General features: G+C 67.3%; 15 protein-coding genes. 6 read left to right on the forward strand and 9 right to left on the reverse strand.

Going from position 1 to position 21,740, the window contains the following annotated elements:
* Nucleotides 1-465 precede the first annotated feature (465 nt).
* The 3 genes from N0B51_RS11450 (at nt 466) to N0B51_RS11460 (ending at nt 5,773) form a co-directional block, all read left to right on the forward strand.
* Entirely contained in the window at nt 466-3,396 is a 2,931-nt protein-coding gene (locus N0B51_RS11450) for a TonB-dependent receptor (RefSeq protein WP_259962499.1), read from the forward strand.
* Nucleotides 3,397-3,464: 68 nt separating this feature from the next.
* Nucleotides 3,465-4,952, forward strand: a complete 1,488-nt coding sequence (locus N0B51_RS11455; RefSeq protein WP_259962500.1) for a glucoamylase family protein — start codon at nt 3,465-3,467, stop codon at nt 4,950-4,952.
* Between the two features lie 14 nt (nt 4,953-4,966).
* Nucleotides 4,967-5,773 carry an endonuclease/exonuclease/phosphatase family protein gene (locus tag N0B51_RS11460; RefSeq protein WP_259962501.1) on the forward strand — a complete coding sequence of 269 codons (807 nt, stop codon included), beginning with the start codon at nt 4,967-4,969 and terminating at the stop codon, nt 5,771-5,773.
* Nucleotides 5,774-5,785: 12 nt separating this feature from the next.
* Here the strand turns inward: N0B51_RS11460 and N0B51_RS11465 are convergent, their stop codons facing one another.
* The 5 genes from N0B51_RS11465 to N0B51_RS11485 all read right to left on the reverse strand — a co-directional run bounded on the left by N0B51_RS11465 (nt 5,786) and on the right by N0B51_RS11485 (nt 11,954).
* Nucleotides 5,786-7,894: a glycoside hydrolase family 2 protein gene (locus N0B51_RS11465; protein WP_259962502.1), complete on the reverse strand. Its 2,109-nt coding sequence runs from the start codon at nt 7,892-7,894 to the stop codon at nt 5,786-5,788.
* A gap of 44 nt (nt 7,895-7,938) precedes the next feature.
* Nucleotides 7,939-8,817, reverse strand: coding sequence for an endonuclease/exonuclease/phosphatase family protein (locus N0B51_RS11470; RefSeq protein ID WP_259962503.1), 879 nt, complete (start codon nt 8,815-8,817; stop codon nt 7,939-7,941).
* A gap of 2 nt (nt 8,818-8,819) precedes the next feature.
* Nucleotides 8,820-9,575 carry a carboxylesterase family protein gene (locus N0B51_RS11475; RefSeq protein ID WP_259962504.1) on the reverse strand — a complete coding sequence of 252 codons (756 nt, stop codon included), beginning with the start codon at nt 9,573-9,575 and terminating at the stop codon, nt 8,820-8,822.
* 77 nt (nt 9,576-9,652) lie between these two features.
* Nucleotides 9,653-10,657: a LacI family DNA-binding transcriptional regulator gene (locus tag N0B51_RS11480; protein ID WP_259962616.1), complete on the reverse strand. Its 1,005-nt coding sequence runs from the start codon at nt 10,655-10,657 to the stop codon at nt 9,653-9,655.
* Nucleotides 10,658-10,730: 73 nt separating this feature from the next.
* Nucleotides 10,731-11,954, reverse strand: coding sequence for an MFS transporter (locus tag N0B51_RS11485; RefSeq protein WP_259962505.1), 1,224 nt, complete (start codon nt 11,952-11,954; stop codon nt 10,731-10,733).
* Between the two features lie 302 nt (nt 11,955-12,256).
* Between N0B51_RS11485 and N0B51_RS11490 the strand changes: the two genes are divergently transcribed.
* Nucleotides 12,257-13,678: a sugar porter family MFS transporter gene (locus N0B51_RS11490; protein WP_259962506.1), complete on the forward strand. Its 1,422-nt coding sequence runs from the start codon at nt 12,257-12,259 to the stop codon at nt 13,676-13,678.
* A 34-nt stretch (nt 13,679-13,712) separates the two neighbouring features.
* On the opposite strand, the gene N0B51_RS11495 is transcribed toward N0B51_RS11490, so the two are convergent.
* The 3 genes from N0B51_RS11495 to N0B51_RS11505 are packed head-to-tail and all read right to left on the reverse strand — an operon-like array spanning nt 13,713 to nt 18,888.
* Nucleotides 13,713-16,061, reverse strand: coding sequence for a heavy metal translocating P-type ATPase (locus tag N0B51_RS11495; protein ID WP_259962507.1), 2,349 nt, complete (start codon nt 16,059-16,061; stop codon nt 13,713-13,715).
* A complete protein-coding gene (locus tag N0B51_RS11500) occupies nt 16,061-17,122 on the reverse strand; it encodes a copper resistance protein B (RefSeq protein ID WP_259962508.1) in 1,062 nt (353 codons plus the stop codon). Before N0B51_RS11500 ends, N0B51_RS11495 begins: the two co-directional genes overlap by 1 nt.
* Complete coding sequence (locus N0B51_RS11505; protein WP_259962509.1) at nt 17,122-18,888, reverse strand: copper resistance system multicopper oxidase; 1,767 nt, start codon at nt 18,886-18,888, stop codon at nt 17,122-17,124. Before N0B51_RS11505 ends, N0B51_RS11500 begins: the two co-directional genes overlap by 1 nt.
* 62 nt (nt 18,889-18,950) lie before the next feature.
* Between N0B51_RS11505 and N0B51_RS11510 the strand changes: the two genes are divergently transcribed.
* A complete protein-coding gene (locus N0B51_RS11510) occupies nt 18,951-19,229 on the forward strand; it encodes a metal-sensitive transcriptional regulator (RefSeq protein ID WP_259962510.1) in 279 nt (92 codons plus the stop codon).
* Nucleotides 19,230-19,241: 12 nt separating this feature from the next.
* Here the strand turns inward: N0B51_RS11510 and N0B51_RS11515 are convergent, their stop codons facing one another.
* Entirely contained in the window at nt 19,242-20,366 is a 1,125-nt protein-coding gene (locus tag N0B51_RS11515) for a YeiH family protein (RefSeq protein ID WP_259962511.1), read from the reverse strand.
* A gap of 82 nt (nt 20,367-20,448) precedes the next feature.
* On the opposite strand from N0B51_RS11515, the gene N0B51_RS11520 reads away from it, so the two are divergent.
* A complete protein-coding gene (locus N0B51_RS11520) occupies nt 20,449-21,732 on the forward strand; it encodes an MFS transporter (protein ID WP_259962512.1) in 1,284 nt (427 codons plus the stop codon).
* Nucleotides 21,733-21,740: the final 8 nt, after the last annotated feature.

Raw genomic sequence — 21,740 nt, forward strand, 5'->3', positions numbered from 1 at the left:
CGGATCGCCTTTCGCCCACGCCGGCTGCGCCGGGACTTGGGGCACGGTATCGGCGCGGATAGCGGGCGCGGAACGAACATCGGTCGTCGCGACAGGCATTCCCGCCGCCGCGCACGCCGCCAGTTGCAGCGAGCACCCCGCCAGAAAGAGTGCCGATAGCCTTCTCATCATCATCTCCCGCCCATCGCCAACGGTGTCGGGCGCGATATCCGCCGTCCATCTCGCTGGATCCGCCGTCCATCTCGCTGGCTTCGGGATCGGACTATACAGTGCTTATGAAACCGGTTACAAGGCCCCACGAAAAATTTGATTCGGACGTCTTCTGCTCGTCGGGTTTCGGCGAAAATGCATGGAGGCTCCGGTGTTTAGGGAGGTTACTGGAAGATGCTTTCTAGGCTCAGCACCCGTTCGTTCGGCGCCCGTCGATTCGCGGCGGCGCTTGCCCTCGGGACAGCCGGCGGCGCGATGGCGATCGCGCTTGCGACGCCCGCTGCGGCGCAGCAGGTCAACGCTTCGCTGCGCGGCACCGTCGTTGCCGATGGGGGCGTGACCCAGGTCACCGTGGTCGAGGTCAATACCGGCATCAATCGCACCGTGCAGGTGGCGCCCGACGGCAGCTACAACTTCCCCTCGCTGCGTCCCGGGACATATCGGCTCGAGCTGACGACGCCGACCGGCGTGCGCACGACCGACGAATTCCAGCTCCTCGTGGCACAGGACGCGGTGCTGAATTTCGATCTCTCCACCGTCACCACCGTCCCGGACGGCGGGGACAGTGGCGGCATCATCGTTACTGCCGACCGCATCAAGACCATGGAGGGCGGCGAAGTCGGCACGAACATCACCCCGCGCGAATTGCAGACCCTGCCGCAGAACAATCGCAACTTCCTTGCCTTCGCGGACCTCGCGCCCGGCGTGCAGTTCGTCAATCCGGACGGACAGTCGCGCATCCAGGGCGGCGCGCAGGACAGCCGCACGGTCAACGTCTTCATCGACGGAGTGGGACAGAAGGACTACGTTCTCAAGAACGGCATAACCGGACAGGATTCCAGCCAGGGCAACCCGTTTCCCCAGCTGGCGGTCGGCGAGTACCGGGTCATCAGCTCGAACTACAAGGCGGAGTTCGACCAGGTCAGCTCCGTGGCGATCACGGCCGCGACGAAGTCGGGGACCAACGAGTTCCACGGCTCCGCGTTCATCGACTACACCGACACCAGCATGCGTGAACGCCGGCCGACGGAAATCTTCACCGCGAACCCGGTGAAGGCGGAAACGAAGGACTTCCAGTTCGGCGGTGCGCTCGGCGGCCCGATCATCAGGGACATCGCACACTTCTTCGTCACCTACGAAGGCAAGCGTCGCCGCCTGCCGGTCGACATCCAGCCGGGCCAGTCGTTCCCCGTCAGCTATTTCCCGACCGAGTACCAGGGGCTGTTCGGGCCGACCCAGCAGGAGTTCAACGAAGACCTCTACTTCGCCAAGATCGACGTCTCGCCGACTGCCAGCGATCTGATCGAACTGTCGGGCAAGTACCGCAAGGAGAGCGGCATATTCCTCGGCAACGGCAGCAACGCCGTCGAGACGGCCAGTTCCCAGGAAGTCGACGAAAAGCGCGGCACGCTGCGGTGGGAGCATACCACCGACAACTGGATCAACGACCTTAAGGTGACTTACGAGGACGTTTCCTGGTCGCCGCGTCCGCAAACGCTTGAGAACGGGTCGATCTTCACTTTCAGCGGGGTCAGCCCGGTGACCGGCAACAACCTGTCGAACGCGCAGATCCTGCGCGTCGGAGGCGGCGCCAACTTCCAGGACAAGGGGCAGAAGGGCTGGGGCATCCAGAACGACTTCACCTATGTCGGGCTGCCGGGCCATACGATCAAGGCGGGCGTCAAGTCGAAGTGGATCGACCTGACCACGATCCAGCAGAACTTCTTCAACCCTGCCTATTCGTACAACACCAACTTCAACCCGAACGGCGGTACGTTCAATCAGTCGATCCCATACCGGGTCCAGTTCGGCTACCAGACCGGCACGGGCACGCCCATCGTACAGTCCAACAACTGGCAGTTCGGCGTGTACATCCAGGACGACTGGGAGGTAACGCCGCGCCTGACGCTGAACCTCGGCGTGCGCTGGGATTACGAACGGACGCCCTCGTATCTCAATTTCGTCCACCCGGCCGACGCGCTCGATGCCGTGGACTCGGTGCTCGCGACGACGGACAACATCAAGTATCCGAACCTTGCGAACGCGAACTACAATATCGAGGACTACATCTCGACGGGGAACAACCGCAAGGCGTTCACCGGTGCGATCCAGCCGCGGATCGGTTTCAGCTACGATTTCACCGGCGACGGCACCTGGGTGCTGTTCGGTGGCTACGGCCGTTCGTATGACCGCAATCAGTTCGATTTCCTCCAGCAGGAAATCAGCGTCGGTTCGTACACCACGCGCACGTTCAACTTCATCACCGGCGATCCGCGCAACACCTGCACGCCGAGCCCGACCTGCGTTCCGTTCAATCCGGTCTACCTGACCCAGGCGGGGCGTGACCAGCTCGTCGCCGGGGCCGGTGCGGGTGGCGGGCGCGAACTCCGCTTCATCAACAACAACCTGAAGGTCCCCTATTCGGACCAGTTCAGCCTCGGCCTGCGCAGCCGGGTGTCGAACCTGTGGACGGCCGAAGTCGGCTATACGCACATCGTCAGCAAGGACGGGTTCGCGTACCTCCTCGGCAACCGCCAGCCCAACGGTTCGTTCTTCACCGCCTCGGGCGGCTCGCCGTTCGGCTTCGCCCCTCCGGGCTACGGTTCGATCATCATCGGCGACAACGGCCTGTATACCCGTTCGGACGCGGGCTACCTGAAGCTCAACAAGCGGTACACGCAGGCTTCGCCGTGGAACATCGCCGCGACGTATACCTATACGGACGCGGTAGAGAACCGGAACTTCGGCGAGGTCTTCGCGCTCGATTTCCCGTCGCTCGAGGATTACACGATCAAGCCGTCGAGCGGGCTGCGGCGCCATCGCCTGGTCATCGCCGGGGCGACCGATACGCCGATCGGGTTGACGATCTCGGGCAAGTTCACGCTCGCCTCGCCCCCGTTCCTCAACAGCTTCAACCGCTTCCCGGGGCAGGATCCTGCGCTGGTCGTGAGCGCGCTCGAGGCTTCGCGGGGCTTCCGCCAGCTGGACCTGGCGCTGACCCAGCACATCCCGCTGCACTTCATCACCGACGAGGCCCGGATCTTTGTCCGCCTCGACATCATCAACGCGATGAACGATCGCAACTACAACAGCTTCATCGCGTCGACTGGCCTCAGGAACCCCAACAGCTTTTCGACCGAGGGGCCGCCGCGGACGTTCAAGATCTCGGCCGGTTTCGACTTCTGATCCTGCAGCCGGGCGATGCGCGGTCCGATCCTCCCCGGACCGCGCATCACTGCCAAGACGACGGAACAATGACACCTTTCACTGCCCTTCGGTTCGCATCGCTTCTGTTCCTCGCCTCGTGCACGCCGCTGACGCCGCCGGAGAGCGGCGCGGCGGTTCGCACGGACCCTCCGGCGGAGGCCTTCTCCGAAGACCTCACCCGGCGCACGTTCCGCTATTTCTGGGACACCACCGATACCGAGCGATGCCTTGCGCCGGATCGCTGGCCCAGCAATCCGTTCTCCTCGATCGCGGCCACCGGGTTCGCGCTGACCGCCTACGGGATCGGTGCCGAACGCGGCTATGTTTCGCGCCCGGACGCCGCGGCGCGCACGCGCGACTGCCTTCGGTTCTACTGGACCGCGCCCCAGGGGCCGCAAGCCGAAGGCGTGGCGGGGCACAAGGGCTTCTTCTACCATTTCCTCAAGAACGATGACGGCACGCGCCGCGGAAACACCGAGCTTTCGACGGTCGACACCAGCCTCCTGCTCGGCGGAGTGCTTTTCGCGCAGAGCTATTTCGACCGCGACAACCCGGTCGAACGCGAAATTCGCGACCTGGCGGAGAAGATCTATCGCCGGGTCGACTGGACGTTCGTCCAGCGCGAGAACAGCACTATCCCGTCCGGCAACGGCGGCAGCGGCAAGGCGATCGCGATGGGCTGGTACCCGGAACGCGGGAACGGCGGCGACTTCGGCACGCACGACTGGGTCGGTTACAACGAAGGCATGCTGGTCTATGTCCTCGCCGCAGGATCGCCGACGCATCCCGTCGGCAAGGACGCCTGGGACACAGGCTGGGCCGCCGACCTGGAAAAGGACTGGGGCAGCTTCTACGGCTATGAACACCTCCAGTTCGAGCCCCTGTTCGGGCACCAGTACAGCCACGTCTGGGTCGACTTTCGTGGCATCCGCGATGCGTTCATGGCGCGCAAGGGCATCGACTATTTCGAAAACAGCCGCCGCGCGACCTTGAGCCAGCGCGCCTATGGGATCGACAATCCGAACGACTGGATCGGCTATTCGGGGGATCTGTGGGGCTGGACCGCGTCCGACGGTCCCACCGCAGCCGCGAACGGGCGGCTGGTGAACGGCAAGCCGCGCACGTTCATGGGGTATTCGGCCCGCGGGGCAAGCAGCCACCGCGTGGTCGACGACGGTACGATCGTGCCCACTGCGGCGGGAGGCTCGGTCGCCTTTGCGCCAGAGGTGACCATTCCGGCACTCATGTCGATGCGGGATGCCTATGGCGACATGCTCTATGCACAGTACGGGTTCAAGGACGCCTTCAACCCGAGCTATACCTTCGTCGATGCCGGAAGCCGGAGCGGCTCGATCGATCCGGTCAAGGGCTGGGTGGCGCACGATTATCTCGGGATCGACCAGGGACCGATCCTCGCGATGATGGAGAACCACCGGACCGGCCTGGTCTGGAAGGTCATGCGCAAGAACCCGCATATCCGGCGGGGCCTCGAACGACTCGGTTTCAGCGGAGGCTGGCTGAGCGGCACCCGGTGAGGGCCGGACGCCCCGTGCTGGACAGGCGCGGCTTGCTGTGCGCCGCGGCGGCCCTGCCGCTGGCGTCGTGCGCGAGTGTTGCCGGCTCGCTGCGCGCGAACCTCAGGGTGGCGACCTTCAACATCTGGCACGACGCGGAAAACTGGGCCGCGCGGCTGCCGCTGATTGTTCAGGCGCTGCGCGAGTCCGAAGCGGACGTCATCGGGCTTCAGGAGAACCTCGAAGATTCCGCCAAGGCGCTTCCCAATCAGGCAGCGACCATTGCCACCATGCTGGGCGGCTACTCGGTGCATTTCGCCGCGTCGGAGCCGCCGGGTTCGGCCAAGCGGTACGGGAATGCCATTCTCTCCCGCCTGCCCGTGGTCGAGGAAGCGGCGAGGGTCCTCGAACCGGTAAGCGATCATCGAACCGCCCTGCGCACGCGCGTGTTGCTGCAGGGCCGCCCGATCGACGTGGTCGTGACGCACCTGGCGTGGCAGGCAGACGCCGGCCCGGTGCGCGCGCAGCAGGTCGCCGACTTGTTGGCGTGGCTGCCGCGGGACGGGACGCCGCTGGTGATCATGGGCGATTTCAATGCCCCGCTGACGGCACCAGAGCTTTCGCTCCTGGGGCCACCCCGCTTTGCGAGCGCGCTTGCGCCCGGCGCGACCTCGACCACCCTCAACTCTGCCAGGGGGCATTCGCAGCGGGTGATCGATCATGTGTTCGCCGAGCGATGCTGCTTCGAGACGGTGACCGCGCGAAGGATCGGCGATCGCGCGACCGATGGCGAATATCCGTCGGATCATTTCGGTGTCGCGGCGACCCTGAAGATGGTCTGACGGGAAGCGGCGCTACTCCCCCGCGGCGTCGACCAGTCGCCATTCCACCCTGTCGGCCACCACGACGTCCCCGAACGTGGCGCGCGCACCGATCGTATTGATGCCCGGGCTCAGTTCGATCCCCGTCATCACGCAGACGCGGTCGATGCACGGCGCCTCGCCCAGCGGCCTGTCGTTGAGCGTGACCGCCACGCCGGGGGCGTTGCTGTAAATCTTGATCCGTGTCCCGCGCTCGGCGCGCCGATCGAAGCGGCGCGACGTGATGTGCACCACCGGTTCGCTGCTCCATTGCGCCTTGTAGTAGTAGAAGGCGTCCTTCTTCACCGTACGATCGTAGCTGACCAGGCCCTTGGTATTGATGTCGGTGGCGTCGCCTTCGCGCCGGATCCGGCTGGAAAAGTCGAACATGTTCCAGATCCAGCTGCCCCAGAGGTACTTGCGTTCGCGGATCTGCGGCCAGCTCTGTTCGTGCCACCAGGCCTGGAACTCTTCCGGCTGGGGGCGACCGGTCACGTTGGTCGGCCGGCCTTCCGGATGATCGCTGTGCTGGGTCAACGCGCCGCCCGCGCCGTATTCGCTGACCGACAGGGGGATCGCCGGATGGCGCGCGTGCAGCATGTCGAGGTGCGGTCCCAGGTCATCGACCTTGCCGTAGTACCAGCCGAAGTAGCGGTTGTAGCCCATCAGGTCGGCTTCGCCGGCAAGGACCGGCAGGTATGCCGCCTTTTCGCCGGGGGTGCTTTCGCAGCAGTCGGCCAGGACAGTCGGACGTGAAGGGTCCTCGGCGTGCGACAATGCGTTGAGCTCGCGCAGCAGGGGCCGCGCGTCGGCCTTCGGTCCCAGCCGCTTGAACGCGAGGTCGATGTCGACCTCGTTGCCGATCCCCCAGGTCACGATCGACGGGTGGTTGAAGTTCTGGCGGATCATCTCGGTCATCTGGACCCGCGCGTTCTCGCGCAGGGCGTCGGAGGCCGGTGCGTCGCCGAAACTCGGCTTGTTGACGAAGGGGACCTCTGCCCAGACGACCATCCCGGCGCGGTCGGCCAGGTCGAACCAGTTCTCCGATTGGGGGTAGTGCGCCACGCGCACGCTGTTCGCGCCCATCTCTGCGATGATCGCCATGTCCTGCGCCTCGTCCGCCGGCGACAGCGCCCATCCCTGGCCGAGCCGGTCCTGGTGCCGGGACACGCCGCGCAGTTCCAGCCGCTCGCCGTTGAGGAAGAAGCCCTCGTCCGGGTCGAAGCGCGTGGTGCGTATGCCGAACGGCTGGCGCACCGTGTCGATCGGGGCGCCGTGCCGCAGCAATGTCGCCGTCACGGAATAGAGGTGCGGGTCGCGGCGGCCGTTCCACAGCCGGGGCCGAGGCACGACGAGCGTGGTCCGGGCGGCCTGCAGGCCGTCCGCAAGCGGGAGCGCGGAACGCGTGATTTCGCGGCCGTCATCGCCGGCGATGGCGACGATCAGTTCCTGGCCCCGTTGCGCGCCGGTTAGGCGGACTTCGACCGAAACCGCCGCAGTGCCGTCTTTCTCGAGCGTGGGGGTCGCGTAGACCCCGGGACCGCCGAAATCGTCGAGCGCGATATGGCTGGCGGGCACCGAGACGAGGCGCGCCGGGCGATAGATGCCACCGTGAACGAAGAAATCGCCGAGGAGCGGGATGACGTCGGCGGTCGCGATTCCGGGCTTCGGATCGCTGTTGTCCGCACGGACGATAAGCAGGTTGGGGCCGGTGTAGTCGAGGGCATCGCCAAGTTCGAGACGAAAGCGCGTGAATGCCCCCGCGTGTCGGCCCAGAGGCTGCCCGTTCAGCCAGACGTCGGCGACATTCCCTACCGCATCGAATTCGAGGTAGTGCCGCCTGGACGGGTCGAGGACCCGACCATCGATCGTGCGTCGATACCAGCCGGTCCCCTGGCGGTTGTCGGTCGCGGCGGTCCGCTCCTCGCGGTACTCGCCGAGCCGGTTCCAGGTGTGAGGCAGGTCGACCGATTGCCATTGCGCGTCGGGCGCGGCAGCCGCCTGTCCGACCGTCCACTCATCCTGAAAGCGGAATTGCCAGCCTGTCTCGAGCACGGTCGCGCTGCGTCCCGCAACCGCAGGCACGACCGGCCCGGGCGTCATGCAGCCGGCAAGCAGCAACGTGAGCAGCCATGGGATGGACCGGTTCAGTCGAGCACCTTGAGGTCGGCGATAACCGGATAATGATCCGATGGCAGCCGGCCGCCCCAGTGCTGGGTGATCGTGGCATGGCGCAGCACTGCGAAGCCGCCCGAGACGAAGATGTGGTCGATCGGCGCGGGGTCATCGCGATCGATGCGGAAGGCGTTGAACGTCCCGGCGGGACCGTAAGGGGGTGTGGCGCTGATGGCCCGCGTGTTGCGAAGCGCGCCGCGGGCCGGGTCTGCCAGCGTCAGGATCGCCGGCATGTCCGGGGTCGAATTGAAGTCCCCCAGCACGATCACGCGTTCGCCGGCGGCGACGTGCCTTGCGGCCCACTCTGCGAGCATGGCGCCGCTGCGCGCCCGCGCTTCCGTGCCAACATGGTCGAGGTGGGTGTTGAGAATGCGGAACGTCATTCCGGTGCTGCGATCGCGCAGCAGGGCCCACGAGGCGATCCGCGGGAAGGCGGCATCCCAGCCCTTGCCGGGAACCGCGGGGGCAGGGGACAGCCAGAAGGTCCCGGTTTCGAGCGCCTCGAACCGCGCGCGGCGCCAGGCGACCGGAGAAAATTCGCCCCCTTCGGCACCGTCATCGCGCCCGACTCCTGCGAAGGCGTAGCCGGGGAGGGCCGCTTCGAGATCAGCCTTCTGGTGAAGCAGGACTTCCTGCAGGCCCATCACGTCTGGTTGCTCTCTCCCGAGAAGGGCGAAGACCAACTCGCGGCGGCCGGACCAGGCGTTCGCCCCGTCCGACGCCAGGTCGAGGCGTATGTTGTATGTCATCGCCCGCAGTTCCTCGGCGCCGGAGCGCTCACCGGCGAACTGGTGCGCGCAGCCGGCAAGGACGAGTCCGAGAGCGAGGCCGATCCAGGCCCGGATACGCATCGCTAATTTCCGCCGGTTTGCCTGTGCTGCGAGAGCAGCCAGAGATAGAGCGCAGGATCCGAATAGGCCGGGTCCCACGCGTTGTGACCGAGGTCGGGATAGATGGTCAGGCGGCTCTTGCGGCCACCGCAGGCGCGGATGGCGCGGGCCATGGCGAAGCTTCCCTCAGGGATGACGACGTCGTCGCGGTCGCCGTGGAGCGCCCAGGCCGGCAGGTCCTTGAGCGCGCAGGCGGTCGCCGGGTCGCCCCGTCCCGCGACCGGCGCGATCGCCGCGAACCGCGACGGTTCCATCGCGGCCCACCTCCACGTGGCATGACCGCCGCGGCTGAGCCCCGTCAGGTATATGCGATCCGGGTCGATTGGCAGGTTAGCGGCGATGCGATCGACGATCGCGTCAAGCCTGGCGACGTCCCAATCCTGCTCGGCGGGGAGGAGCGGGGAGACGAGCACGAAGGGGAAATCCGGGTCCGCGTCGGCGACCTTGGGAGGTCCGTGAACCTTCACCTTGGCGATGTCTTCGCCTCGCTCGCCCGATCCGTGAAGGAAGATCATCAGCGGCCAGCGCCGTTCGCTCCGGCGCGGCGCGGAGGCCAGAGCGCGGGGAACGAACAACTGGTAGCGATAGCCGCCTTCGGCGACGGCCTCCTGGGGATGCTGGCCGGCCACCGCCTGGTGCGCCGATGCGGCCTGGGGAAAGTTGGTGCAGCCGGCTAGAAGCATCATCGCCGCCAAAGCCTTGCAGGTCGCCATCTTCACGCGCTTCTCCCCTCCGGTGATCGCATTGCGTAACCGGTTACATTGCATGGTGCGAGCGCCATTGAAAGGTCTTCTTCCTATCGGGCCGCTTTCTTCAGCGGGCCGGCCGTCGATCCGCGGACCGCGAGGGCGGGGGCGATCGTCACCCCGTTTTCGCCGCTCAGTTGCTCGCCGCTCAGCATTCGCAGGACCATCAGCGCGCCGGTCGAACCAAGCCGCGTGATGTCCGAATGGACCGTGGTGAGCTGGGGAGTGACGTAGCGCGCCAGCGGAATATCGTCGAAGCCGGCCACCAGCACGTCCTTGCCGATGACCAGTCCCGCTTCGCGCAATTCCGACATCAGTTCGACCGCCATCAGGTCGTTGCCCGCAAAGACGGCATCGAACGCCATCTGCCCGGCGAGCAGCAACCGGGCCGCATCGCGTCCGGCATCCTCCCGGAAATCCCCCGGCAGGACGATCGGCGTCGCCTCCGGCAGATGCCGCGCGAGGGCATCGAGATAGCCGCGCTTGCGCTCGGTCGCGTCCCGGTTGCCGGCTGGTCCGGCGATGTGAACGATGCGCCGCGCACCCTGCGCGACGAGATGTTCGGTCACCAGCCGCGCGCCCGCGTAGTTGTCGACCGTGACGAACGGGGTGGTCGGGTCCTTCGGCTTGGCGTTGAGCAGGACCGTCGGGATACTGCGATGAAGCGCGTTGCCGATCGTGTCGGCGCTCGAATTGGGGGGCATGACGAGCAATCCATCGACCCGCCCCCGCATCGAGCGGATCGCGTTGGCCGCTTCCTCGGGACTGCCGTGCATATTGCCCAGCAGCATGTTCTTGCCGACCCCGTGGACGATGATGTCGATCCCGCGGATCATCTCCGAAAAGAATTCGCCGAACAGGTCGGGCAGGATCACGCCGATCGTATCGGTGCGCTGGCGCGTCAGGCTGCGCGCGCCCGAGTGCGGGACATAGTCCAGCGCCGCCGCCGCAGCCTCGATCTTCTCGCGGGTTTCCTGGGTGACGTTGGACAGCCCGTTGAGCGCACGCGAGGCCGTGGCCACCGAGACCCCGGCGGCTTTCGCCACTTCGCGCATCGTCACCATGGGCGCCCCATCGGCCAGCAACTAGCCGATCCGAGGGGAGACGCCAACCGGCCGGCAGGGAGCTTCATGCAAGGTTTCGCACCGCCCTGCGGGTCGAGAGCAACGGGATCGCGAGGAACGTCAAGCCCGCCAGCACCGCGAACAGCGCGTGGAACCCGAACACCGGTATCAGCGCAAGCGCGATCCCCGGCATGACGAGCGACGGGATCGTGTTGGTCAGGTTGAACACGCCGAGGTCCCTGCCGCGGTGTTCGGGACGCGGAAGCACGCGCAGGGTCTGGCTCGAATGAAGCGCCAGGAAGACCGAAGCCGCGATCCCGAACGTCACGTAGCCCCCTATTCCCCAGGTCCCGTTCGGGGCGACCGACATCCCCGCCAGCCCCAGCGAGGCGATCGCAACCGAGACGACGAGCGGCGCCATCGGCCGGCGCGCCCGGTCCGACCATCTCCCGGCGAGAACGGCGACGGGCACGGCCGCGAATAGGACGAACGCGAAAACCCGGGCGACGTCGTTTTCCCGCACGCCTTCGTCGAGCCCGCGCAGCCACAGGAGCAGGAAGGCGAAGAGCGATGCCTCGGAGATCTGGACAAGGAGCCGCGCGAGCCACATTCGCCAGACGGGTATCGATGCTGGATCGGGAGCGGGCGCGTCAAGGGCTTGCGGGGCGCCGCTTTCCGCGGTTTGCCGGAGGTGCGGCATCGGGCGCGGCTTTCCCGCGACCAGTACGGGCAGCACCATGGCGACCACCAGGGCGGCGTTCACCACCAGTCTCGCCCCGTCGCCGGCGACCAGCGGCAGCGTGATCGCCGCGCCGACCAGTGCGCCCATCCCAGGGGCAAGGGACAGCAGGCCGCCGAGCAGTCCCTTCTGCTCGTCAGGGACGCAATCGCCGGCCCAGGCGGCGAGTGGCGCCAGCATCATGTTCAGCGAAACCTGCCAGGCGACGACCATCGCGAGGAGATGGAAGATCGTTTCAACCCACTGCATCGACACGAGCAGGAGCGACGACAGCACCAGCCCTGCCAGGATCCAGCCCCGCCGGTGGCCCGTTCGATCGCTTGCCCAGCCGAAGGCGATGTTCGACAGGCTTGCCGCGATCGCCCCGGCAAAGGCGCTGTAGGACATGACTTCCACCGCGCGGTCGCCGAACAGTTCGAGCAGCCGGGCCGGCAGGAAGAGCGTCAGGAATGGCGCGTAGGAGGCCGACCCGCCGCCGACCGCCAGCGCGTATAGCGCGAGAAAACGTGGCGATTGCCGATGGCGAGGAGAGGGACCGGACGTCTGCATACGTGGCGATTTCGGTCGAGGGCCGATGCCGGAATCCGCGAACGGTGTATCGCGAAGGGACATCGTTGGGCCTGCTGTCCATCCCCCGGTCAGGTAAGTGCATTGCGTTCGTCGGCAGGCAAAGCGAACCTGCGCTTCGACGGATGGCACCCAGCGGCTCTTTCGGCGTGGAATGCAACCTCGTCAACCGCGACCACGCCAGAAACAGGATTGTAAGCACTTGCCGGATCGCGTGCGAGGACCGATGAGGTGGCGCAGACGCGCCGGGTCGATGGCGGCCGGGCCAGGGAGGGGCACAACGCATGAACGCCACCACTGAGGGGCGCGCCAACATGGCGCTCATTTCGGCCATCGTCGCGGTCGCGACGATCGGCGGCCTGCTGTTCGGCTACGACAGCGGGGCGGTCAACGGGACGCAACCGGGCCTGGTCACCGCCTTCGCGCTCGACGAAGGGGGGCTGGGATTCACGGTCGGTTCGCTGCTGATCGGCTGCTTCGTCGGCGCGTTCTTTGCCGGCACGCTGGCCGATGCGATGGGGCGCCGCAACGTGATGCGCATCGCGGCCGTCCTGTTCCTCGTCGGCGCGCTGATCCAGGGCCTCACGGCCGACCACGCCGTGTTCGTCTTCGCGCGGATCATGGGCGGCATGGCGGTGGGCGCGGCGAGCGTGCTGTCGCCGGCCTACATCTCCGAAGTCGCCCCCGCCAACATCCGCGGGCGGATGACCACCGTCCAGCAGATCATGATCATCACCGGCCTGACGGCGGCGTTCCTGGTCAACTACTTCCTCGCCGCTGCGGCGGGGGAATCGACCAGTGATTTCTGGCTCGGCATCGCTGCGTGGCGGTGGATGTACCTGATGCAGGCGGTCCCTGCGGCGGTGTTCCTGGTCGCGTTGTTCTTCATTCCCGAAAGCCCGCGCTACCTTGTGTCGAAGGGACGGCACGATGAGGCGGGCGGCGTGCTCGCGAGCCTGTTCGGGGCGGCTGTCGCCGAGGCCAAGCTGCGGGAGATCCGCGACAGCTTCGCAGCCGACCACCGGCCGCAGCTGCGCGACGTTCTCGCACCGCAGGGTTCCAAGGGATTTCTTGGCATCCGGCCGATCGTGTGGGTCGGGATCATGCTGGCGGTGTTCCAGCAGCTCGTCGGCATCAACGTGATCTTCTATTACGGTGCCACGCTGTGGCAGCTCGCCGGGTTTACCGAGAGCGACAGCCTGCTGATCAACATCGTGTCGGGGGCGGTGTCGATCGCGGCGTGCCTGGTCACGATCGCGGTGATCGACCGGATCGGACGCAAGCCCCTGCTGCTGATCGGTTCGGCCGGGATGGCGGCGACGCTGTTCGTGATGGTTTACGCGTTCAGCCAGGGCACGCTCGACGCGGCGGGCAACCTCCAATTGTCGACCGGGATGGGCACCGTCGCGGTGGTCGCCGCAAACCTCTACGTGATCTTCTTCAACGTCAGCTGGGGACCGGTGATGTGGGTCATGCTGGGCGAGATGTTCCCCAACCAGATCCGCGGCAGCGCGCTGGCGGTGGCGGGCTTCTTCCAGTGGTTCGCCAACTACCTCGTCGCGCAGACCTTCCCGGCGATGGCTTCGGGCATCGGGCTGGCCGCGAGCTATACCTTCTACGCGGTCTGCGCGGTGATCAGCTTCTTCCTGGTCAAGGCCTTCGTCCACGAGACGAAGGGCATCGAGCTGGAAGACATGAAGGGGTGAAAAGGGCGTTCGGGCGCGGTGCCGCGCCCGTGCCTCATATTTCGACCGTGCGCAGCCGAAGCGAGTTGGTCACCACCGATATCGACGAGGCACTCATCGCGAAGGCGGCGAACATCGGGCTGATGAGGATGCCGAACACCGGGTAGAGCACGCCGGCTGCAATGGGGACGCCGAGGGCGTTGTAGCCGAGCGCGAAGAACAGGTTCTGGCGAATGTTGCGCATCGCCGCGCGCGCGAGGCGCCGGGCGCGGACGATCCCGTCGAGGTTGCCCTTGACCAGCGTCAGCCCCGCGCTCTCGATCGCGACGTCGGCCCCGGTGCCCATCGCGATGCCGACGTCGGCCTGGGCGAGGGCGGGGGCGTCGTTGACGCCGTCGCCCGCCATGGCGACGCGCGCGCCCTGCGCTTGCAGTTCCTCGATGATCCGCGCCTTGTCCTGCGGCAGCACGTCGGCCCGGATCTCGTCGATGCCGAGCCGTGCGGCGACCGCGCGCGCGGTGCGCTCGTTGTCGCCGGTCGCCATGATGATCCGCAGGCCGAGCGCGCGGAGCTCCTTCAGTGCGGCGGGCGTGGTGTCCTTGACCGGGTCGGCCACGCTGACGAGGCCGGCGAGCGCGCCGTCGACGAGGACGAACATCACCGTCTCGCCCTGGTCGCGGCGCGCGTTGGTCCGCTCTTCGAGTGCGCCCGCATTGCCGCCGAGGTCATCGACGAGGCGGGCATTGCCGAGCGCGACCGCGCGGCCGTCGACGCGCCCCGTCACGCCCTTGCCGGTTACTGCCTCGAAGGCGTCGGCCTTGCCGAGCGCGATGCCCTTCGCATCGGCGCCGTTCACGATCGCTTCTGCCAGCGGGTGTTCCGATCCGCGCTCGAGCGTCGCCGCAAGCCGCAACACCTCGTCCGCGTCGAACCCCGGCTCCGCCTCCACCGCGACGAGTTTCGGACGGCCCTCGGTCAAGGTGCCGGTCTTGTCGACGATGAGGGTGTCGATCTTCTCGAACCGCTCGAGCGCCTCGGCGTTGCGGATCAGCACGCCCGCCTGGGCGCCGCGGCCCGTGGCGGTCATGACCGACATCGGCGTGGCGAGGCCCAGCGCGCAGGGACACGCGATGATGAGCACGGAAACAGCGGCGATGAGCGCATAAGACAGCGCAGGAACGGGGCCGAGCAGCGCCCAGCCGACGAAGGCGAGCACGGCGACGCCGATCACCGCAGGCACGAAAAACCCCGCCACCTTGTCGGCGTATTTCTGGATCGGCGCGCGCGACCTTTGCGCCTTGCCGACCATCTCGACGATCTGGCTGAGGACGGTGTCCGAACCGACCCGGCGCGCCTCGATCACCAGGCTGCCGGTGCCATTGATCGTCGCGCCGGTGACGCTGTCGCCGGCAGATTTCTCGACCGGGACGGGTTCGCCGGTGATCATGCTTTCGTCGACCGAGGAACGGCCTTCCACGACCTCCCCGTCGACCGGCACCTTTTCGCCCGGGCGAACGCGCAGCCGGTCGCCCACCGCGACCTCGTCGAGCGGGATTTCCTCTTCGCGGCCATCCTCGCGGATCACCTGCGCGGTCTTGGCCGCGAGATCGAGCAGCGCGCGGATTGCCTTGCCGGTGCCTTCGCGGGCGCGCAGTTCCATGACCTGGCCGAGCAGGACGAGGACCACGATCACCGCCGCGGCCTCGAAGTAGACCGGGACGCTGCCGTGCATGTCGCGAAAGCCCGCGGGAAAGATGCCTGGCGCGAAAACGGCGACCACGCTGAACAGCCACGCGGCGACCACGCCCATCGAGATGAGCGAGAACATGTTGAGGTTCCAGCTGCGGAACGATCGCCAGCCGCGTACGAGAAACGGCCAACCGCACCACAGGACGACGGGCGTCGCCAGGAGCAGTTCGGCCCATTGCGCCAGGCCATGGCCGACCGCGTCGCGAATCCAGCCAAGGCCCACCATCGGCCCCATGGCGAGCACCAGCAAGGGCACGGTCAGCGCCCCGCCGATCCAGAACCGGCGGGTGAAGTCGACCAGTTCCGGGTCGGGGCCGGTATCTTCGGCGGAAAAGGTTTCGGGCTCGAGCGCCATGCCGCAGATCGGGCAGCTGCCCGGCCCCACCTGGCGCACTTCGGGATGCATCGGGCAGGTGTAGATGGTGCCGGCGGGCAGGTCCTCGTCGGCCGCGCGGTGGGCGCCGGACAGGTAGTGCGCGGGGTTCCCGACGAACTTCTCGCGGCAGCCGGCCGAGCAGAAATAATGCGTCGCGCCATCGTGGGTGGCGACGTGTTTCGCGCCGTCGATCGTCACGTCCATGCCGCAGACCGGATCGGTCGCCGTGGGCCCGTGCGAATGCGCCGGGGCGCCGCAATGCGAATGATCGTGCGCCATCAGAACCACGCCCTCACGCCGAGAAGAAAGAAGACGCGATCGGGCCTTTCACCGTCCGCGCGGGCGAAATCGGCCGTCCGGCCGAGCTTCGCCTCGTAGTCGACCCCGATGTAGGGCGCGAACTCGCGCGCGATCTCGTAGCGGAGCCGCAGTCCCGCCTCGATCGAGGAAAGGCCAGCGCCGACGCCGGCCGGGCGCACATCCTGGGCGGCCAGCACGATCTCCGCCCGTGGCTGGAGGATCAGCCGCTGGGTGATGCGTTGGTCGTACTCGGCCTCGATGCGCGCGGTAAGGTCGCCGCGATCGGAGAGGAATGCGGCGGCATCGACCTCGAACATATAGGGCGCAAGTCCCTGCACGCCGATCACCGCATGGGCGCGGCTCCTGGGCTCGAGGTCGTAGCGAACGCCGGCCTGCAGGTCGAACCACGGGTCGATCGCATGGCTCCACAGCGCCTGGACTTCCGCGCTCTCGACCGCACCGCCGAACGCGCCTTCGCCCTCGCTCTTGATCCACAGCTTGTCGATGTCGCCCCCGTACCAGCCCTGCGCGTCCCACAGGTAGAGGTCCTCGCCCTGGCCGACCCTGGTCTCGAGGCGGTCGAACATGAAGGACCCACCCCTGAAGCCGCCGTTCTCGAGCGCCAGCTGCTCGCGCGAAGGCGCCATCGCCGCCGCGCCGAAAATGACGTCGGCGGCGTGTCGCGGCCCTTCGAGCGCGCGCGGCGGCGGGCCGGAGGACGGAACGGGCACCGCACCGTGGTCCATCTCAGAGTGGTCCATCGCGGAGTGGTCCATCGTCGAGTGGTCCATCGCCGAGCGGTCCGTCGCCGGCTGATCCATTTTCGAGTGGTCCATGGTGGAATGGTCCATCGCTGAATGGTCCACCACAGCGTGTTCGGCCGCGGGCTGGTTCGCGGAGGCACCATGAGCGTGGCTCTCGGCCTCGTTGCCGGCAACGGGATCCTGGGTCGAGGCCGAATGCCCCGCGTGGGCCGAATGGTCCTGCGCGGCGACGGGCGCCGCGACGAGCGCGGCGGTGGCGAGGAGCAGCGCGCGCATCAGGCGCCTCCTTCCGGGAACGGCCGCACGGTGACGACCTGCATCATGCCGGCGTGCATGTGGTAGAGGAGGTGGCAGTGGAAGGCCCAGTCGCCGGGCTCGTTCGCCGTCAGGTCGAAGGTGGCCTTGCTCCCCGGCTGGACGATCAGGGTGTGCTTGCGAGGCTGGTGCGCCGGTCCCGCGCCATTGACCAGTTCGAAGAAATGGCCGTGCAAGTGGATCGGGTGCGCCATCATCGTGTCGTTGACGAGCGTGACGCGAACCCGCTCGTCGTAACCGAAGCGGATCGGGTCATCGGTAACGGCGGTGAACTTCTTGCCGTCGAACGACCACATGTAGCGTTCCATGTTGCCGGTCAGGTGGATCTCCAGGCTGCGGTCAGGTCGGCGAACGGGGTTGGGGACCGTGGCCCTGAGGTCGGTGTAGCGCAGGACCCGGTGGCCGACCTTGTCGAGGCCGAGGCCGGGATAGTCCATCCGGTCGATCGGCATCGGCGCGATCATGTCGACGCCCGCTCCTTGCGCGTCCGCCGGCAGTTTCGACAGGTCGCGCATCGAATGGTCCATCGCCATTCCCCCGTGCGCGCCTCCTGCGCCGTGATCCATTCCGGCCATCGCGCCGTGCGCGTCGTGCGTCATCGCCCCGCCGTGCGCGCCGTCCATGCTGCCCATGCCCATGTCGGCCATGGTGAGGGTGACGGGTTCGCGCAGCGCTGGCACCAGCGCGCGTCTGCCCGGGGCAGAGGTGAGCGTGGCCACGCCCATGCCGGACCGGTCCATCGCCTCGGCGACGATGGTATGCGCGCCCGCCCCCGGCTCGACCACCAGGTCGTATGTCTCGGCGGTGCCGATCTGGAGCTCGTCCACCGTCACGTCGGCCACGTCCTGGCCGTCGGCCTGGATGACGGTCAGGGGCACGCCCGGGATGCGGAGGTTGAAGAACGTCATCGCGCTGCCGTTGATCACGCGCAGGCGGATCCGCTCGCCCGGCGCGAAGACGAACTCCAGGTCGTCGGCCGGCGCGTGGCCGTTGACGAGGTAGGTGTAGGTCGAACCTGTCACGTCGGAGATGTCGCGCGGGTCCATCCGCATCCGGCCCCACTGGAGGCGCTCGGCAAGCGGCATGTCGCCTTCGGTCGCAGTCTGCTTGGTGTAGTTGAAATAGCCTTCCGAGACCTTGAGCTTGCGCATGATCTGATGCGGGTGGAGCGGGGTGAACTCGCTCAGCAACAGCACGTATTCGCGGTCGTAGCCGGGACCGTGGTCGTGCGCGGGATCGACGATCAGCGGGCCGTAGTGGCCCGACTGCTCCTGCAGGCCCGAGTGGCTGTGCCACCAGTAAGTGCCGGTCTGGCGAACGGGAAACTCGTAGGTGAACGTCTCGCCCGGCCGGATGCCCGGGAAACTCACGCCCGGCACGCCGTCGAACTGGAACGGGACCAGCAGGCCATGCCAGTGGATCGAGCTGTCCTCGTCGAGCTGATTGGTCACGTGCAGGCGAACGGTCTGGCCTTCGCGGAGGCGGATCAGCGGCCCGGGAAGGCTGCCGTTGACGGTCACCGCGTGCCCGCCGCGGTCGCCCAGCATGAAGTGGGACCGGGCGATCGTGAGGCGGATGTCCTCGCCCGTCAGCGTCGCAAAGCCTTTGCGGGCAGAGGCAAGGCTGGAGCCACGGGCCCAGGCCGGCATCGGCAGGGCGGTCGCGGCCGCCAGCGCGGCGGTGCTGACGATGAGGCTGCGGCGGGAAACCGACGGCGAATCGACCATGTCTTGTGTTCTCCTGGCAGCCTCTGTATATACCCCCCCAGGGTATTTCAAGAGGTGTGCGCGTGACCTGTGACGCAGACGCCAAGGCGAAGGTGAACCGCCTCAACCGGATTGCCGGGCAGGTGCGCGGTATCGCCCAGATGATCGAGGACGGGCGTTACTGCATGGATATCCTCACGCAGGTCCAGGCCGTGAAATCCGCGCTCGCGAAGGTCGAGAGCGAGGTGCTCAAGGACCATGCGGCGACGTGCGTGGCCGAGGCCATCGCGTCCGGCGACGAGGCCGAGCAGCGCGCGAAGTTCAACGAGCTGGTGGCGCTGATGGAACGGCAGCGGCGCTAGCGGCCAGCGCGGCTAGTTCGTCACCCCGAGATAGAGCGCGCAGCAGGCGGCGAGAAAGCTGGTCAGCGTCGCGCAGGCGACCGGGGTCGCCGCGCGCCAGCCGAGCTGCATGATCAGCGCCATGTCCGAGCGCATCGCGGTGGCGATCACCGCGAGAAGCAGGAGCGTCTTCGAGGCGACCATCATCGCCCCCTGGGCGTCAGGGGGAACCGCCCAGGTGCTGTTCACAGCGACCAGCAGCACGAACCCGACTATGAACCAGGGGATGGCGATCCGCCGCCAGGCCGGCCGGTTCACCTCGCTCGAGGAGTTGCCGATCCAGAGCGCGACCAGGATCATCGCGGGGCCGAGCATGGCGACGCGCGAGAGCTTGATGATGGTCGCTTCGGCGCCGGCGGCGTCGGAATAGGTGAACCCGCCGCCGATCGCCTGGGCGACATCGTGGATCGATGCGCCGATCAGGAATCCCGCCTGGCTGTCGGTCAGGCCGAGTTCCCCCGCGATCGCCGGATAGAGCGACATAGCGAGCGCGCTCGCCAGGCTGACCCCGACAAGGGTGAGGGCGAACTGCGCCTGGCTCAGGCGGTCGCGGCCGATGATGCCGTAGAGCGCCAGCGCCGCGCTCGCCCCGCAGATCGCGGTCGCACCGCCGGCGAGAATCCCGGCATAGCGCGACTGGCCCGAGATCGCCGCTCCGCCGACCCCGGCTGCGAACGCCAGCACCATGATCGCGACCAGCGCCGCGAAGGGCCAGGGTCCGATGGCGATCACCTGGGCAAAGGTGACCTGGAAGCCGAGAGCCACGATGCCCCACCGCAGGCAGGTCCGGCTTGCCAGGTCGAGGCCGGCGTGCGTCGCCGGTTCGCGGGCGACGAAGTTCAGCGACAGGCCGATCAGTAGTCCCAGCAGGATGATCGGAAAGCCGTAGTGCTCCGCAAGCCAGGCCGCCGTACCCGCGGCAACCGCGACAATGGCGAGACCGGGAAGAAAGCGCGTCAGCGCCGACCATCGGTCGATCGGCTCCACGCTGGCGGGCATGGTTTCGGCGAGGTAGATCTCGCCGAACAGGTCGCCGGCATAGGGCAGTTCGCGCCGCATGGAGGGGTCGCCCGAGCCGAGATTGTCCGCCGGTGTCATATATCGCTTTCCTTAGGCGGAGAGATGGCTATCGTGCAAGCGGAACGCGCCCGACGTAAGCGCGCAAGGGGGGAGAGTCCGCATGAGTGAAAGCACCGGCGCAAGCCTCGGTTCGGTCGCGGCCCTCGACCCCTCGGCATCGGAAAAGGCTCTGGCGAGGACTCGCAACTGGCTGATCGCCCTGCTCTTTTTCGGAACGATCATCAATTACGTCGATCGGCAGGTGCTGGCGTTGCTCAAGCCGACGATCTCCGCCGAATACGGTTGGGGCGATGCCGAATTCGCGCACTTCGCCTCGGCAAGCCAGCTCGCGGCGGCTGCCGCGCTGCTGTTCGTTGGATGGATCATTGACCGGTTCGGCGTCAAGCTTGCGTACGGCGCGGCGGTCGTCTGCTGGTCGCTGGCGGGCATGGGGCACGCTGTCGCGGCCACCGTTTCGCAGTTCGTTACCGCGCGGGTCGCCCTCGTCGCGTTCGAAGCCGTCAACACGCCCGCCGCGGTCAAGGCCGCGGCCGAATTCCTGCCGATCCGCAAGCGGGCGATGGCGCTGGGTATCGTCAATACCGCGCCCAACCTCGGCAACATCATCGCGCCGCTGACGGTCGTGCCATTCGGCGTCGCATTCGGCTGGAAGGCCGCCTTCATCGTGACCGGTGCGCTCGGTTTCGTGTGGCTCGCGGGCTGGATCGCCGGAACCCGCCGCCTGCACCCCCTGCCGCGGGCGGCCGCGGCGGAAGGCGCGCCGCTGCGCCCGTCCTATGCCGAGGCCCTGTCGGACCGCAAGACATGGGCGATCGCGGGCGCCAAGGCGATCACCGACATGTTCTGGTGGTTCTTCACCTTCTGGCTGCCAGACCTGTTCAACAAGGTCTTCCAGTTGTCGCAGTCCGAGCTGGTCGGGCCGACGGCGCTGGCCTTCGCGATGGCCGCGGTCGGTGCGCTGACCGCGGGACGGCTGTTCGGGGTGTTCTTGAACCGCGGGCAATCGGTCAACCGGGCGCGCAAGACCGGGATGCTGCTCTATGGCCTTATCATCCTGCCGATCCCGCTCGCCCTGACCGTCGACAGCGCCTGGACGGCGGCCGCCATCATCGGCCTCGGCCTCTTTGCACACCAGGGGTTCTCGACCAACATCTTCGGTTTCGCGGCGGACGCGATCCCTGCGCGCCGGGTGGCGACCGTCATGGCGATCGGCGCGATCGCCGGCAACGTCGCCGGATTCGGTATCCAGGAAGCGACCGGGGCCCTGCTCACGGCGGGCATCGGCTATGCGCCGCTGTTCTGGGCCGCGGCGGTGGCCTACCTGTCGGCGCTGGCGTGGATCCACTTCCTGGTGCCGCGGATCGTCGCCGAGGACGAGGCCTAGTCCGCGTT

Source organism: Tsuneonella litorea (assembly GCF_025154015.1).
Classification (GTDB): Bacteria; Pseudomonadota; Alphaproteobacteria; order Sphingomonadales; family Sphingomonadaceae; genus Tsuneonella; species Tsuneonella litorea.

Bases quoted from the DNA above. Each gene is read 5' to 3' on its own strand.
- N0B51_RS11450 (WP_259962499.1), top strand. From the start codon at position 466: ATGGCGATCGCGCTTGCGACGCCCGCTGCGGCGCAGCAGGTCAACGCT.
- N0B51_RS11455 (WP_259962500.1), top strand. From the start codon at position 3,465: ATGACACCTTTCACTGCCCTTCGGTTCGCATCGCTTCTGTTCCTCGCC.
- N0B51_RS11465 (WP_259962502.1), bottom strand. From the start codon at position 7,894: ATGACGCCCGGGCCGGTCGTGCCTGCGGTTGCGGGACGCAGCGCGACC.
- N0B51_RS11470 (WP_259962503.1), bottom strand. From the start codon at position 8,817: ATGCGTATCCGGGCCTGGATCGGCCTCGCTCTCGGACTCGTCCTTGCC.
- N0B51_RS11480 (WP_259962616.1), bottom strand. From the start codon at position 10,657: ATGCGCGAAGTGGCGAAAGCCGCCGGGGTCTCGGTGGCCACGGCCTCG.
- N0B51_RS11485 (WP_259962505.1), bottom strand. From the start codon at position 11,954: ATGCAGACGTCCGGTCCCTCTCCTCGCCATCGGCAATCGCCACGTTTT.
- N0B51_RS11490 (WP_259962506.1), top strand. From the start codon at position 12,257: ATGAACGCCACCACTGAGGGGCGCGCCAACATGGCGCTCATTTCGGCC.
- N0B51_RS11495 (WP_259962507.1), bottom strand. From the start codon at position 16,061: ATGGCGCACGATCATTCGCATTGCGGCGCCCCGGCGCATTCGCACGGG.
- N0B51_RS11500 (WP_259962508.1), bottom strand. From the start codon at position 17,122: ATGCGCGCGCTGCTCCTCGCCACCGCCGCGCTCGTCGCGGCGCCCGTC.
- N0B51_RS11505 (WP_259962509.1), bottom strand. From the start codon at position 18,888: ATGGTCGATTCGCCGTCGGTTTCCCGCCGCAGCCTCATCGTCAGCACC.
- N0B51_RS11515 (WP_259962511.1), bottom strand. From the start codon at position 20,366: ATGACACCGGCGGACAATCTCGGCTCGGGCGACCCCTCCATGCGGCGC.
- N0B51_RS11520 (WP_259962512.1), top strand. From the start codon at position 20,449: ATGAGTGAAAGCACCGGCGCAAGCCTCGGTTCGGTCGCGGCCCTCGAC.